Source organism: Spongiactinospora sp. TRM90649, assembly GCF_029382225.1.
Taxonomy (GTDB): Bacteria; Actinomycetota; Actinomycetes; order Streptosporangiales; family Streptosporangiaceae; genus Spongiactinospora.
Window position 1 is genome coordinate 519,010 of record NZ_JARLTC010000002.1, and the last position, 13,990, is coordinate 532,999.

General features: G+C 69.5%; 14 protein-coding genes. 7 read left to right on the forward strand and 7 right to left on the reverse strand.

Going from position 1 to position 13,990, the window contains the following annotated elements:
• Positions 1–16 precede the first annotated feature (16 nt).
• The 5 genes from P3X83_RS02460 to P3X83_RS02480 are packed head-to-tail and all read left to right on the forward strand — an operon-like array spanning position 17 to position 4,650.
• Positions 17–991: a DUF389 domain-containing protein gene (locus tag P3X83_RS02460; protein ID WP_277302812.1), complete on the forward strand. Its 975-nt coding sequence runs from the start codon at positions 17–19 to the stop codon at positions 989–991.
• Positions 992–1,051: 60 nt separating this feature from the next.
• Positions 1,052–2,008, forward strand: a complete 957-nt coding sequence (locus tag P3X83_RS02465) for an ABC transporter ATP-binding protein (protein WP_277302813.1) — start codon at positions 1,052–1,054, stop codon at positions 2,006–2,008.
• Positions 2,005–2,925 carry an ABC transporter permease gene (locus tag P3X83_RS02470; RefSeq protein WP_277302814.1) on the forward strand — a complete coding sequence of 307 codons (921 nt, stop codon included), beginning with the start codon at positions 2,005–2,007 and terminating at the stop codon, positions 2,923–2,925. The genes P3X83_RS02465 and P3X83_RS02470 overlap by 4 nt, the downstream gene beginning before the upstream one ends.
• 59 nt (positions 2,926–2,984) lie before the next feature.
• Positions 2,985–3,896 carry an ABC transporter ATP-binding protein gene (locus P3X83_RS02475; RefSeq protein WP_277303503.1) on the forward strand — a complete coding sequence of 304 codons (912 nt, stop codon included), beginning with the start codon at positions 2,985–2,987 and terminating at the stop codon, positions 3,894–3,896.
• A gap of 37 nt (positions 3,897–3,933) precedes the next feature.
• Complete coding sequence (locus P3X83_RS02480) at positions 3,934–4,650, forward strand: ABC transporter permease subunit (RefSeq protein WP_277302815.1); 717 nt, start codon at positions 3,934–3,936, stop codon at positions 4,648–4,650.
• A gap of 49 nt (positions 4,651–4,699) precedes the next feature.
• On the opposite strand, the gene P3X83_RS02485 is transcribed toward P3X83_RS02480, so the two are convergent.
• Entirely contained in the window at positions 4,700–5,734 is a 1,035-nt protein-coding gene (locus P3X83_RS02485; protein WP_277302816.1) for an AraC family transcriptional regulator, read from the reverse strand.
• Positions 5,735–5,935: 201 nt separating this feature from the next.
• Here P3X83_RS02485 and P3X83_RS02490 point away from each other — a divergent pair, with 201 nt between their 5' ends.
• Positions 5,936–7,216 carry an SGNH/GDSL hydrolase family protein gene (locus P3X83_RS02490; RefSeq protein WP_277302817.1) on the forward strand — a complete coding sequence of 427 codons (1,281 nt, stop codon included), beginning with the start codon at positions 5,936–5,938 and terminating at the stop codon, positions 7,214–7,216.
• A gap of 253 nt (positions 7,217–7,469) precedes the next feature.
• Here P3X83_RS02490 and P3X83_RS02495 read toward each other — a convergent pair whose 3' ends face one another.
• The 3 genes from P3X83_RS02495 to P3X83_RS02505 are packed head-to-tail and all read right to left on the reverse strand — an operon-like array spanning position 7,470 to position 10,545.
• A complete protein-coding gene (locus P3X83_RS02495; protein ID WP_277302818.1) occupies positions 7,470–9,053 on the reverse strand; it encodes an amidohydrolase family protein in 1,584 nt (527 codons plus the stop codon).
• Between the two features lie 20 nt (positions 9,054–9,073).
• The gene (locus tag P3X83_RS02500; RefSeq protein ID WP_277302819.1) at positions 9,074–9,652 is read right to left on the reverse strand and encodes an NAD(P)H-dependent oxidoreductase; all 579 of its coding nucleotides are present in this window, start codon (positions 9,650–9,652) and stop codon (positions 9,074–9,076) included.
• Between the two features lie 20 nt (positions 9,653–9,672).
• Complete coding sequence (locus P3X83_RS02505; RefSeq protein ID WP_277303504.1) at positions 9,673–10,545, reverse strand: pirin family protein; 873 nt, start codon at positions 10,543–10,545, stop codon at positions 9,673–9,675.
• An 88-nt stretch (positions 10,546–10,633) separates the two neighbouring features.
• Here P3X83_RS02505 and P3X83_RS02510 point away from each other — a divergent pair, with 88 nt between their 5' ends.
• A complete protein-coding gene (locus P3X83_RS02510; RefSeq protein WP_277302820.1) occupies positions 10,634–11,095 on the forward strand; it encodes a MarR family transcriptional regulator in 462 nt (153 codons plus the stop codon).
• A gap of 156 nt (positions 11,096–11,251) precedes the next feature.
• Here the strand turns inward: P3X83_RS02510 and glmM are convergent, their stop codons facing one another.
• The 3 genes from glmM to rplM all read right to left on the reverse strand — a co-directional run bounded on the left by glmM (position 11,252) and on the right by rplM (position 13,692).
• The gene (gene glmM / locus P3X83_RS02515) at positions 11,252–12,655 is read right to left on the reverse strand and encodes a phosphoglucosamine mutase (protein ID WP_277302821.1); all 1,404 of its coding nucleotides are present in this window, start codon (positions 12,653–12,655) and stop codon (positions 11,252–11,254) included.
• Positions 12,652–13,173, reverse strand: coding sequence for a 30S ribosomal protein S9 (rpsI, locus tag P3X83_RS02520; RefSeq protein ID WP_277302822.1), 522 nt, complete (start codon positions 13,171–13,173; stop codon positions 12,652–12,654). The genes glmM and rpsI overlap by 4 nt, the downstream gene beginning before the upstream one ends.
• A 75-nt stretch (positions 13,174–13,248) precedes the next feature.
• On the reverse strand, positions 13,249–13,692 hold the full coding sequence (rplM, locus tag P3X83_RS02525; protein WP_277302823.1) for a 50S ribosomal protein L13: 444 nt from the start codon (positions 13,690–13,692) through the stop codon (positions 13,249–13,251).
• Positions 13,693–13,990 lie beyond the last annotated feature (298 nt).

The window sequence follows — 13,990 nt, forward strand, 5'->3', positions numbered from 1 at the left end:
CGCCTAGTGTGGTCGCGTGCTGCATCTGCGCGTCATCAGCCCGCCCTCGCACACCACTGAGGCGGTCGCCTACCTGTCGGATGCGCCCGGAGTGGTCAACCTGGTGGTGATGCCCGGGGTCGCCAGCCGTCCGCAGGGCGACGTGTTGCTGTTCGACGTCACTCGGGAGACCGCCAACGACGTGATCGACCGGCTGAAGGAGATGGGACTGCACAAGTCCGGGTCGATCGCCGCCGAAAAGCTCGACCTGGTGCTCTCGGACGCGGCCGACCGCGCGGAGGCGGAGGCGCCCGGTCAGCCCGACGACGCGGTGGTGTGGGAGGAACTGGCCCAGCGGGTCGCCGATGACAGCCAGATGACCTGGGCGTACTTCGCCTTCTTCGCCATCGCCACGCAGATCGCGGCCATCGCGGTGGTGATCAACTCCCCGATCGTGCTGGTCGGCGCGATGGTCCTCGGCCCCGAGTTCGGGCCGATCTCGGCGGTGTGCTTCGGGCTGCTGCGCCGCGACCTGCGGCTGATCGGGCGGGCGAGCCGTACCGTGGTCGCCGGGTTCGGCGTGGGGATCGCGGTCACCTTCGTGTGCGCGCTGGTCAGCTACGCGCTGGACTGGATCGGACCCACATCGCTGGACTCCCACGCGTCGGTCGAGTTCATCGTCAAGCCCGACCGCTGGTCGTTCATCGTGGCGCTGCTGGCCGGGGCGGCGGGCGTGCTGTCCATCACCGCGGCCAAGTCGTCCGCGCTGATCGGCGTCTTCATCTCGGTCACCACTGTGCCCGCGGCGGGCTACGCCGCCCTGGCCATCGCCCTCGGCCGCTGGGGGGATCTGGGCGGATCGGTCGCCCAGGTCGCCATCAACGTGACCGGCATGATCATCTCCGGTACGGCCACACTCTACGCCCAGCGCGTGCTGTGGGCGCGCTACGGCGCCCGCTACCCCACCCAGCTAAGGAGGAAGCTCAAGGATCCCCACCTATCCGGAGGATGAGCCGCACATCGTACATTCGGACGAGGTCCGGCCCCCTCACGCGGCGATAGAGTCCGCCCCATGACGATCCTCGCGACCGAAGGATTGACCAAACGCTTCCCCCGGGTGACGGCGCTGGACTCGCTCAGCGTCACGGTCACCCCGGGGGTCACCGGACTGGTGGGAGCCAACGGCGCGGGCAAGTCCACGCTCATCAAGATCCTGCTCGGCCTCCTCGAACCGACGGCGGGCACGGCCAGGGTCCTCGACCTCGACGTCGCCACCAAGGGCGCCGAGATCCGGCGATCCGTCGGGTACATGCCTGAGCACGACTGCCTGCCGCCCGACCTGTCCGCGACCGAGTTCGTGGTCCACATGGCCCAGATGTCCGGCCTGCCGCGCACGGCCGCCCGGGAACGCGCCGCCGACACCCTGCGCCACGTCGGCCTCTACGAGGAGCGCTACCGCTCCGTCGGCGGCTACTCCACCGGCATGAAGCAACGGGTCAAGCTGGCCCAGGCACTGGTCCACGACCCCCGTCTGGTCTTCCTTGACGAACCCACCAACGGCCTGGACCCCCAGGGCCGCGACGACATGCTCCGCCTGATCCGCCGGATCGGCACCGAGTTCGGCATCAGCGTGCTGGTCACCTCGCACCTGCTGGGCGAACTGGAACGCGTCTGCGACCACGTGATCGTGATCGACGGCGGACGCCTGCTGCGCTCCTCGGCGATCTCCGAGTTCACCGGCGCGACCCAGAGCGTCACCGTCGAGGTCGAGGAGGACTGGCACCCGCTCGCCGAGCGCCTGACCCAGCGCGGCGAGGCCGTCAGCGGCGCCGGCCGGTTGCTCACCATCCAGGTCCGCGGCCCCGAGACCTACGACGCCGTCCGCGACGCCGTGTGCGACCTCGACCTGTCCCTGATCCGCATGGAGCAGGGCCGCAGGCGGATCGAGGACGTGTTCCGCGGCTCAAGCGCCCAGATCGACGAGTCGGCGGACGCCGGGCGGGCGTCCGCGAAGGACGTGACGGTATGACGGCCACCCCCGCGACCCCGATGACCTCGGCGCCCCCGGGCCCCGAAGCGGCCTCCGGCGTCATCCACGACATCGGCTTCCGCCACTACGACGGCGAACGGCTCGGCCACGCCCGCGCGCGGGCCGCGCTGACCCTGCACAGCCTGCGCGGCGCCTTCGGGTTCGGCCGCGGCTTCCGCGCGAAGATCATGCCCTTCGGCCTGCTGGGCATCATGATGATGCCCGCCGTCGTGTCCGTCGCCGCCATGACGCTGGCCCAGCAGCAGCCGTTCGCCTACGCCGGGTTCTCCACCACGATGTCGGCCGTGCTGGCCATCTTCCTGGCCACCCAGTCGCCCGCCATCACCGCGCCCGACCTGCGGTTCCGGGTCCTGCCGCTGTACTTCTCCCGGCCGGTGAGCGTCGGCGACTACGTCACCGCCAAGGTCACCGCGATGACCATGGCGCTGGCGATCCTGCAGTGGATCCCGCTGACCGTGATGTTCATCGGCGAGATGCTGGCCGACCTGCCTGGACCGCCGAAGACCGGCCAGTACCTGGCCACCATGGGCGTGTCGATCGTCTACGCGCTGATGCTGGCCTGCCTGGGCCTCGCCATCGCCTCCCTCACCCTGCGCCGGGGGCTCGGCGTGGCCGCCGTGATCGCGTTCTACCTCTTCGCCACGGCGGTCTCGCAGGTGCTCGCGGGCGTCCTGTCCTCCATGAGCCGCGACGAACCGGCCTCCTGGGCGCTGCTGATCAACCCGTTCTACCTGGTGGACGCGGTGCAGGTATGGCTGACCGGCGGACCCCCGGGAATGGGCAACATCTACCCCGACGGCCTCGGCGGACCGGTGGCGGCGCTCGGCGTCGTCGTGGTGACCGCGGTGGCCGCCGCCGTACTGATCCTGCGCTACCGGAAGGCGGCCTCGGCGTGACCACCACCACGGAAGGCGCGGAAGGCGTGACCACCAAGCCCGCCGCCGCGCCCGCACGGATCGAACTGCGGCAGGTCTCGCGCTGGTACGGCAACGTCGTCGCGGTCAACGACGTCACCATGACGATCGGCCCCGGCGTCACCGGCCTGCTCGGCCCGAACGGCGCGGGCAAGTCCACCCTGCTGCACATGATGGCCGGGTTCCTCGCCCCCTCCAACGGCACCGTCACCCTCGACGAGCGCCCCATCTGGCGCAACCACGACGTCTACCGCTCGATCGGCCTGGTCCCCGAGCGGGAGGCCGTCTACGGGTTCCTCACCGGCTGGCAGTTCGTGCTGTCCAGCGCCCGCCTGCACCGCCTGCCCGACCCGGAGGACGCCGCCAAGCGCGCCCTGGAGACCGTCGAGATGCTCGACGCCGCCGAACGCCGGATAGAGACCTACTCCAAGGGCATGCGCCAGCGGGTCAAGGTCGCCGCCGCCATGGTCCACGACCCGCGCGTGCTGCTGCTCGACGAGCCGTTCAACGGCATGGACCCGCGCCAGCGGCTCCACCTGATGGACCTCGTCCGCGAGATGGGCGCCGCCGGCAAGACCATCCTGTTCAGCTCGCACATCCTGGAGGAGGTCGAACGGGTCGCCCAGCACATCGAGGTGCTGGTCGCGGGCCGCCACGCCGCCTCCGGCGACTTCCGCGAGATCCGCCGCAGGATGACCGACCGGCCCCACCTGTTCACCATCCGCTCCAGCGACGACCGGGCCCTGGCCGCCCTGCTCATCGCCGATCCCTCCTCCGGCGCGGTCTCCCTCACGGCCGCCGGCCTGCAGGTCCAGGCGGTGGACTTCGCCCGTTTCACCCGGCTGCTCCCGCGCGCCGCCAAGGACGCGGGCATCCACCTCCTCCAGGTCTCCCCCGCCGACGAGGACCTGGAAAGCGTGTTCTCCTACCTCATCACCAGGAGCGCGACGTGACCCCCGGCCTGCGCCTTCGATCGAATGGAGTGACTAGATGACCACCGTCGCCGGTATCAGTTACCGGATGGTCGTCGGCCGCCGCCGGATCTGGCTCATGCTGCTGCTCCCGGCCGGGCTCATCGCGCTGGCCGTACTGCTGCGCCTGATCGACAGCGCCGACGAGCGCTCCGCCGTCATGCTCCTGCAGGTCTTCGGCGTGGGCACGATGCTCCCCCTGCTCGGCCTGATCGCGGGCACCGGGGTGATCGGCCCCGAGATCGACGACGGCACCATCGTGCACCTGCTGTCCAAGCCGATCTCCCGCCCGGCCATCGCCGCCACCAAGTTCCTCGTCGCGTCCTCGCTGCTCGCGGTCTTCGGGGCCATCCCGACGTTCATCGCCGGGTACCTGCTCGTCCGCGGCGACTCCGGCATCGCCCTCGGCTTCGCCATCGGGGCGTTCGTCGGCGGCATCGTCTACGTGGCGCTCTTCCTGCTGCTCGGGGTCGTCACCAAGCACGCCGTGGCCATCGGCATCGCCTACGCCCTCATCTGGGAGAGCGTGGTCGGCAACTTCGTGCCCGGCGCCCGCAACTTCTCCATCCAGCAGTGGGCCCAGACCATCGCCTACCAGTTCAACGACTCCATCTTCTTCGCCAAGCCCAGCGTCGGCACCGGCTTCGCCGTCACCGCCATCGTCCTGGTCACCGTCGGCACGGTCGTCTGGTCCGGCCAGCGCCTCCGCTCCTTCGCCCTCACCGGCGACGAGTGACGCGTACCCGGCCGTGGAGGCCGGGGGGTGCCGGGGAATGCCGGGGTGTTCAGTGCCGTCGCTCCGCGCTGCGGTAGACGCTCGGTGTCACGCCTTCGACCCGCCGGAACGTACGGCGCAGCGCACGCACGTCGCTGTAGCCGACCCTGACGGCGATCGCGTCGACACCGAGGCCGGTCTCGCGCAACAGCCGCGCGCCCTCCAGGTGCCGGACGTGTTCGAGCTGGTCGCGCCAGGTGGTGCCCTCCTCGTGGAGGCGGCGCTGCAGCGTCCGGGGACTCATCGCCAGCCGCCGGGCGACGCGCTCCAAGGTCGGCCCGCCCTGCCGGAAGGCCTCGGCGATCTCCCCGTGCACCCTGTCCAGCCAGCGGAGGACGGGGCGCGCCGTGACGATCGAGGTCTCGACGAACTCCTCCATGATCGCGAAAAGGGTCGGGTCCGCCTCGGGCAGCGGCGCGGACCAGTCCGCCTGATCGAAGACGATCGCGTTCTCACCCGCGCCGAAGTCGATCCCGGACGTGCCGAAGGACTCGATCAGGTGTGCGCGATCGCCCCGCGCCCGGTGTGCGAACCTGACGCTCTCAGGCGTGAGCCTGCGGCCCGTGGCGGCTCGCGCCTCTTGGAGGATGAGCCCGAGCGCGAGCTCGGAGATCAGCGGCGCACCGGGGAAGTCGGGGAACGGGACGCGGTAGCCGACCCGTACGCGCCCGTCCTCGCCCTCGGTGATGGCCACGCTTTCCATCGGATCCCGGATTGCGGCCAGCCTCCGGGCCGCGGCCACGACGGCGCCGCCCAGGGTGGGCGCGCTCTTCCACAGGTAGTCCCAGGCGTACAGATCGCCGCGCCGCCACAGCCCCGCCACCCGCGTGCCGCCGCCCCAAGCGTCGATCGCGCTGCCGGTGGTCTCCCAGATCTTCATCACCACGGCCGACGGGAGCCGAATGCCGACCTTCCCCGCCGACTCGACGCCGGGGAGGCGGGCGAGGCGTTCTTCGGCCACCCCGGCCTCACGAGCCGCTTGGAGCAGCAGCCGCAGGAGATAGGGCGGTGTCGTCCCGCGGTGCGGCGAGCCCGAGTCTGTCACTTGCTTCACCTCAGATGATCCGGTCTGGCGTGATTCGGCCCCTCGGTTGACGTGTCCTGGTCTGTCGCCACCTGCGCATCCCTTTTAGGGTGAGGACCCAGTAAACGAGTAGCACCGCATTTCTGGCGCTCTGCGGTCTAATCAACCGATGCGCTTACTAGTCGTTTCAGACCCCGCCTCTTTCGCATCAGAGGAGTTGCCATGTTCGTTCGCCGCGTGATCGCCGTGGTCGCGGCCGGCGTGACGGCGGCGTGCCTGTGCGCGCCGTCCGCGAGCGCCACCAGCCGTGAGTCGGGCCGGAACTCTGGGGACTCGGGCCGGGGCCCCTGGCGGGCCGCCTGGGGAGCGGCGATGCAGCAGCCGAACGAGCTCACCCCCAACTGGGCGGAGACGGGATTCGCCGACCAGTCCGTGCGCCAGGTCGTGCGGGTGAGCGGCGGCGGCAAGACGCTCCGGATCAGGCTCTCCAACCTGTACGGCAAGGCGCCCGTCCGGCTGGCCGGCGCCACCGTGGCCCGGGCCGGTGACGGCGCGGCCGTCCTGCCGGGCACGGTGCGACCGCTGAGGTTCAAGCACCCCCGGATCCCGGCCGGCGGCGAACTCGTGAGCGAGCCCGCGCCTTTCCCCACCAAGGCGCTGGACCGGCTCGCGGTCACGCTGTACTTCGCCGAACCCACCGGCCCCGCGACGCAGCACGTCTCGGCCTTCCACACCACCTACCGCGCGCCGGGCGACCACCGCTTCGACACCGGCCCCGGAGCCTTCACCGAGAAGACCGAGTCGTACTACTTCCTCACCGGCGTCGAGGTGCCGGGCCGGCGCGGCACCGTGGTCACGCTGGGCGACTCGATCACCGACGGCGCCTTCTCCAGCGTCGACGCCGAGAACACCTACGCCGACGAGCTCGCCGAGCGCCTGCGGGCATCGGGCCGCGACCTGACGGTGGTCAACGCAGGCATCGGCGGCAACCGCGTCCTGCGCGACTCCAGGTGCTTCGGCGAGAGCGCGCAGACCAGATTCCAGCGCGACGTCCTCGACCGCCCCGGCGTCCGCACGGTGATCGTCTCCGAGGCGCTGAACGACCTGTTCGACATCCCCGGCATCGTCTTCGGCAAGGACTGCAACCGGCCCAATCCCACGCTGACCGCGGCCCAGTTGATCGAGGGCCACCGGGCGCTGATCCGGCGGGCGCACGCGCGCGGCATCCGGATCATCGGCGGCACGGTGACGCCGTTCAAGGGCAACCCCTACGGCGTGTTCACCGAGCAGGGCGAGCAGGCACGCGACGGGCTCAACCGGTGGATCCTGACGAGCGGCGAGTACGACGGGGTCGTCGACTTCGCCGGAGTCCTCGCGGACCCCGCCGACCCCGACCGGCTCAACCCGATCTACGACGGCACCCCGGCACTGCGCGACGCCGTACACCCCAACGACGCCGGCTTCCGCGCGATGGCCGAGGCCGTCGACCTGACCGACCTGTAGGCACCGGCCTCGGCCGGCGGAACCTGGCCCACCGGGCCCGTGACCGAGGACCATGACCACCGCTGACTGAACCGGCTGCTCTCGCCAAGTCCCCCGGCGCTCGGGCTGGGCTTCGGGGGAAGCCCGCACGAGGCGGCGGCCCGCACAGCCGTGGACGCGCCATTCCCATCGACCCGACCGACATCCCCACCCCACCCGCCCCACCGACCTCCGCCGCCCTCGTCACCTCCACCGAAGGGCGTCGACCATCCGGCTAGCTGTATGCGAACAGGTCCCGCCGGATGCCCGCCGCCTTGAAGAGGTGGTCGCGCGATGCTTCCAGCTCGCGTCGCAGGCGGCTGAGGTCCACGTTGAGCAGCCGTCCCCGCCACTTACGGACCTCGCCCGCGACGATCACCGTCTCAACGTTGGTGCGGTCCATCAGCGAGACCACCGCCCCCGGCACACTGTTGAGCGGGGCCACGTTGAGCGCGGTGGCGTCGAGCAGGACGATGTCGGCCTGCTTGCCGGGCGTGAGCGTCCCGGTCCTGCCGCCGAGCCCGAGGTGCTCGGCGCCGACGATGGTCCCGTATCGAAGCACGTCGCGGACGTTGAGGAGCTCAGGCGTGCCCTTGGCCGGCGTCGGCCAGTTGGTCGGCGGCACGCCCTCGCCCTGATCCAGCACCATCTGGTTGACGACCATCCGCTGCATGCTCATCGCGGAGCGCATCAGCGTGAACGGGTCCGCGGCCATCGTCGTCTCGACGTCGGAGCTCAGCGAAGGCTCCATGCCGAGCTCCTGCATCTTGAGGATCGGCGGTGTACCGTGCCGCATGACCATCTCGATCGGTACGGCGAGCGAGACCTGAGCGCCGGCGTCCCGGAACCTCTTCCAGGTCTGGTCGGACATGCCGGTCATGTGGATGAAAAGGTTGTCCGGCCCTACCTGGACTCCGCCGATGCCCTCGGCGACGTCGTCGAAAACGGGCCGCATCCCCCATGAGCCGACCGAGTGTGCGGCGATCTTCACATCCAGCTCGCGGGCGATCGCCCAGGACCGGGTGTACACCTCCCTGCCGAGGTGGAGTTCGCCGCCCATGACCATGCTCACCAGTTGGTCGTCCGAGGAGAACCACCGATCTCTGATGCGGCGGGCGTCTTCCGGATACCGGGCTCCGGCGCGGCCGTCGCCCTCGAAGAAGCCGAACGCGGCACGCCGCCCGGTGTCGATCAACGCCTGGATCGCCGCGTCGGTGTGTTCCGGGGAGTGGTGGATCTGCGACACGTCGAGCACCGTGGTGACACCCGCGTCAAGCTGCGAGAGTCCGGCGAACAGTTCATTGATGTAGACGTCCTGCGGCCGGTACACGCGCGCGAATCCCTGGAGAATGTGCTGGCCATAGTTCGGGAACGCGCTCGGCGATCCCGAGCCGTCGTCGAGTAGCAGGCCATTGGCAAGGAACGCGCGCTCAGCCGTCTCGAACAAATGGTGGTGCGTGTCCACGAAACCTGGCATGACAATGCGCCCGCGTGCATCGATCACATCCGCGCCGGGGGCATTGACTTTACGTCCGACCGCGGCGATATTCTTGCCTTCGACCAGAACGTCGGCGACCTCGAAGTCGCCCACCTTGGGGTCCATCGACATCACCGCCCCGCCTCGGATGACGTAGCGGCGGCCCCGGCCGCCGGTGTCTGTCGGTGGTGCCTGTGCACGGTCCTGAGCCGCGGCCGGGGCCGCCGCGAGCAGGCTCGCACCCGCTGCGGCGGCCACCGTCGAGGTCTTCAGGAAATTGCGACGCGCGAATCGCGGGGCGGCGTTTTCTGGCCGCCCACTTTCGTTCTTCCGGCTGGACATGCGGGTTCTCCGTAGGCTGGTCAAGATGCGCTGACGGCGGGGGCGGCTCGCAGGGGGGTGAGCGCGGCGCTCCAGGCGACCACCTGGCCGAGCATGGAGTCCAGTGCTTCAAAGTGGTAGTCGCCGGGCTTGAAGACGGTGAGATCTTCGAAATCCGTCATCAGGTGAAGTGCCACCTGCTGGCGTACGTCGGCCAAGAGGAGATTGCCGGCGATCGTCCGCAAATGTTCCACGGCGCGGGCGCCGCCCGCCATGCCGTACGAGACGAAGCCCACCGCTTTGTTGGCCCATTCGGCGTACAGGTAGTCGATGGCGTTCTTCAGGACGCCGGGAATACTGTGGTTGTATTCAGGCGTCACGATGACGAAGCCGTCGAATGACGCGATGGTGCTCGCCCATTGCTTGGTGTGCTCATTTTGATACATGCCGAACGCGGGCGGGAGAGGTTCGTCGAAATGGGGCAGCGGGAAGTCGCGCAGGTCGATGAGCGTGAAGGTGGCGTCGTCGCGGCGCGAGGCGTGGTCTCGCACCCAATTGGCCACCTGCTCGCTGTTTCGGGCCGGGCGGGAGCTGCCCACGATGATGCCGATACGGGTCATAACAGTCTGCTGCCTTTCTTTCAGATGTACTGCAGGCGGGCCTGGCGCGGGATCTGGCCGAACCCACCGCGGCGAAAGTCGCGAAAAGCCTGGTCGATCTCGGCCTGGGTGTTCATCACGAAGGGGCCGCCGATGGCGACGTGTTCCCTGATCGGCGGTCCGCTGTACACCATCACCACGCTTCGCGTCTCCCGATCGCCCGCCTCCAGCGCGATCGAGGAGACGGGCGTGCTGGGGACCGGGTCGGACCAGGCGATCTGGCCCGCCCGCACGGCGCGCCCGGCGATCGTGAAGCGGCCGTCCAGGACGTACAGGAACGCACGGTCGCGGCCTGGCAGGACGTGGCTGAGGCGTCTGCCGGGCTCCAGCGTGATGATCGTGCCGCTGATGGGCCACTCGTTCGTCGCCGGCCCGGTGACGCCGTCCGCCTCGCCCGAGATCAGGTCGATCCGGGCGCCGTCCCGCTCGATGACGGGCCGCTGTACGGCGAGCAGGTCCTGGTAGCGGGTGCCGGTCAGCTTCCGCTTTCCGGGCAGGTTGACCCAGAGCTGGAGCGTGTGCGCCCGCTCGTCGCGGAAGGCGAGCTCACGGTGGATTACGCCTTTCCCCGCGGTCATCCACTGCACGTCGCCGGTGGTCAACACGCCGGCGTTACCGGCGCTGTCGCCGTGCTCAAGAACGCCGTCCAGGACCATGGTCACGGTCTCCAGGCCGCGGTGGGGGTGCCATTCGAATCCGGGCGAGGAGAACCAGTCCTCGCTCAGCACGAGAAAGGGATCGGTCAGCTCCGGCCGCGTCGGGCTGATGATCACGCACTTGTCGTCCACCTGTGCGTCCGGCCCGAGACGCGTCTTCGTCTCGATCCGGACGACGGTGCGCTGCACGACGTCCATGGCCACGCCCTCTCACCTATCGAGTTGATGTGTCTACTGAAGACTATGTCATCGAGTAGACGTGTCAACTCACTGATAGGGTGACCTCATGGCGCAGCTTGGATTGACCGAACGCGAGCTCCGCGCATGGCGGACGTCCTTCCGGATGGTGGAACTGCTGCGGGCTCGCATCGAGCAGCAACTGCAGGCCGACAGTGGCCTGTCCAACGCCGACTACACGGTGCTCGCGTTGCTGTCCGAAGCGCCCGACAGGCGGATGCGTTCCTACGAGCTCGGCCGGGCCGCCGGCTGGGAGAAGAGCCGCATGCACCACCAGCTCACCCGGATGAGCCGGCGAGGCCTGATCGCCCGCGAACGGTGCGGCTCTCGCGGCATCTACTCCGTGCTCACCGAGGTGGGCCTCGCCGCGCTCAAGGAAGCCGTGCCCGGCCACGCCCAAGAGGTCCGGCGCCTGTTCATCGAGCGACTCACCCCCGAAGAACTCGAGCAGTTCGCCGACCTCGCCACCAAGATTCTCAGCAACCTGGAAGCAGACCAGCCGCCCCGCTAGCCCCCGCCGGGGTGAACCCGGCGCTGGGCAGGGGCAGGCTGGGCAGGGTCAGATCCCGCCGAACCGCCTACCCCACAAGTTGCACTGAAGCGAGGCCCATGGGCCGGACACACGACGACGCCCCCGAAAAAGGGCTTCGGGGGCGTCGGGAATGCGTTAGAAGCAGGTGGTGCGGACCGTTTCCGCCAGGTGGGTGGCGATTTCGTGGGCCTGGTCCTCGGAGGCGGCCTCGACCATGACGCGGATCATGGGCTCGGTGCCGCTCGGGCGGATCAGGACACGGCCGGTCTCGCCCAGGGACGCCTCGGCGCGGGCGATCTCGGCGGCCAGCTCCGCGGAGTGCGCGGCCCTGGCCTTGTCCACGCCCTTGACGTTGATCAGGACCTGCGGCAGCCGCTTCATCACCGACGCCAGCTCGGCCAGGGACTTGCCCTGCCGGGCCACCTCGGCCAGCAGGTGCAGGGACGTCAGCAGGCCGTCGCCGGTGGTGGCGTGGTCGAGCAGCAGCACGTGGCCGGACTGCTCTCCCCCGAGGTTGTACCCACCGGCCTTCATCGCCTCAAGGACGTAGCGGTCGCCGACGGCGGTCTCGATGACGTCCAGGCCCGCGCCGCGCATGGCGATCTTGAAGCCCAGGTTCGACATGACCGTGGCCACCACGGTGTCCTTGACCAGTTCCTTCTTGGCGTGCATGGCCAGCGCCAGGATCGCCATGATCTGGTCGCCGTCCACGATCTCGCCCTCGTGGGTGACGGCGAGGCAGCGGTCGGCGTCGCCGTCGTAGGCGACTCCGAGGTCGGCCCCCCGGGACACCACGACCTGCTGGAGCCGGTCGAGGTGGGTGGAGCCGTACCCGGCGTTGATGTTGAGGCCGTCCGGCCGGGCGCCGATGGCCTCGACGTTCGCGCCCGCGCGCACCAGCGCCTCGGGTGCGACGGTGTGGGCCGCGCCGTTGGCGCAGTCCACGACCACGTTGATGCCTTCGAGGCGGACCGACAGGGTGGTCAGCAGGTGCGAGATGTAGCGGTCGGCCTCGCCGTACGCCTCGTGGACACGGCCCACGCCCGAGCCCGCCGGGCGTTCCCACTTCTCGCCGAGCCGCTCCTCGATCTCGTTCTCCACCGCGTCGGGCAGCTTGTAGCCGCCCTTGGCGAGGAACTTGATCCCGTTGTCCGGCGCGGGATTGTGCGAGGCGGACAGCATGATGCCGAGGTCGGCCCCGAGCGCCGAGGTGAGGTAGGCAACCGCGGGGGTCGGCAGCACGCCGAGCCGCAGCACGTCCACCCCCGAGGAGGCCAGTCCGGCGACCACCGCGGCCTCAAGGAACTCCCCCGAGGCACGCGGGTCTCTGCCCACGACCGCGACCGGGCGGGCGCGGCCGATGCTGCTGCCCGCCGCGCCCACACCGCCCATGTGGCCGTCGCCCGCGCCATTGGCGAACGCGCCCGCGTCGCCGAGGACATGCGCCGCCGCCACCGACAGCTCCATGGCGAGCTCGGCCGTGAGGTCGCGTCCCGCGACCCCACGGACCCCGTCGGTGCCGAATAGCCGGGCTGTCAACGCTTGCTGTACTGAGGAGCCTTACGGGCCTTCTTCAGGCCGTACTTCTTGCGCTCCTTCTCCCGCGCGTCGCGAGTCAGGAAGCCGGCCTTCTTCAGCGGCGGGCGGTTGGTGTCCACGTCGAGCACGGACAGCGCGCGGGCCAGGCCCATGCGCAGCGCACCGGCCTGGCCGGTCACGCCGCCGCCGTCGATCCGCGCCACGACGTCGAACTGCTCCTCGGCGCCGAGCGTGACGAACGGCTCGTTGACGATCTGCTGGTGGACCTTGTTCGGGAAGTAGGTGTCCAGCGAGCGCCCGTTGATCTTCCACTTGCCGGTGCCCGGCACGATGCGTACGCGCGCGACGGCCTCCTTGCGACGCCCGGTGCCGTACGAGTTGCCCGTGGTGATGGGCTTGCGAACGGGCGCGTCGCCGCCGGGGGCGGACTCGCTGGTGTACTCGGTCGGGAAGTCCTCGCCGGAGAATTCCTCCAGCTCGCCCTCGACGGGCGTCTCGACACCGGTGGGCTCAGCCACGGTTCTCCTTCTTACTTTCGATTCTCGGCGCTTAAGGATGAAGTGCGGTGGGCTCCGCGAGCCGTTTCAGCGGCTCTACTGAGCGATCTGGGTGATCTCGAAGGGAACCGGCTGCTGCGCCTGGTGGGGGTGCTCGGAGCCGGCGTAGACCTTCAGCTTCTTGGCCATCTTCCGGCCGAGGGCGTTCTTCGGGAGCATTCCCTTGACCGCCTTCTCCACCGCCCGGTCCGGACGCTTCTCCATGAGCTCGGAGTAGCTCACGGAACGAAGGCCGCCGGGGTATCCCGAGTGGCGGTACGCCTTCTTCTGCAGCAGCTTGTTGCCGCTCAGCGCGATCTTGTCCGCGTTGACGACGATGACGAAGTCGCCGGTGTCGACATGCGGCGCGAAGATCGGCTTGTGCTTACCGCGGAGCAGCGTGGCGACCTGGCTGGCCAGTCGGCCCAGCACGACGTCGGTCGCGTCGATGACGAACCACTGGCGCTGAACCTCGGCGGGCTTGGTTGAGTAGGTGCGCACGGTCGTAAGGCCTTCTTTGCTCGCGTCTTCGGCGCTGCCTTGAGTTGACAGCCTGTGGTCGGAAGGTGCGGGCACACGACAGCCCGGAACTTCCGTCTCCGCACACGGGAGAAGACGCCGGACGCGCCGCGTTTCAGTCGCGAAGGACTGACTCGCACACAACGAATTAGCAGACTACCGGCCCGTCGTGGTACTGGTCAAAACAGCCACACGGGAGGCGTCACCGGCAAGCCTACCGGTGACGGCGATGTGACGGCACCGGCGATCACACCGGCGATCACATCGGCGCGCCGGGAAC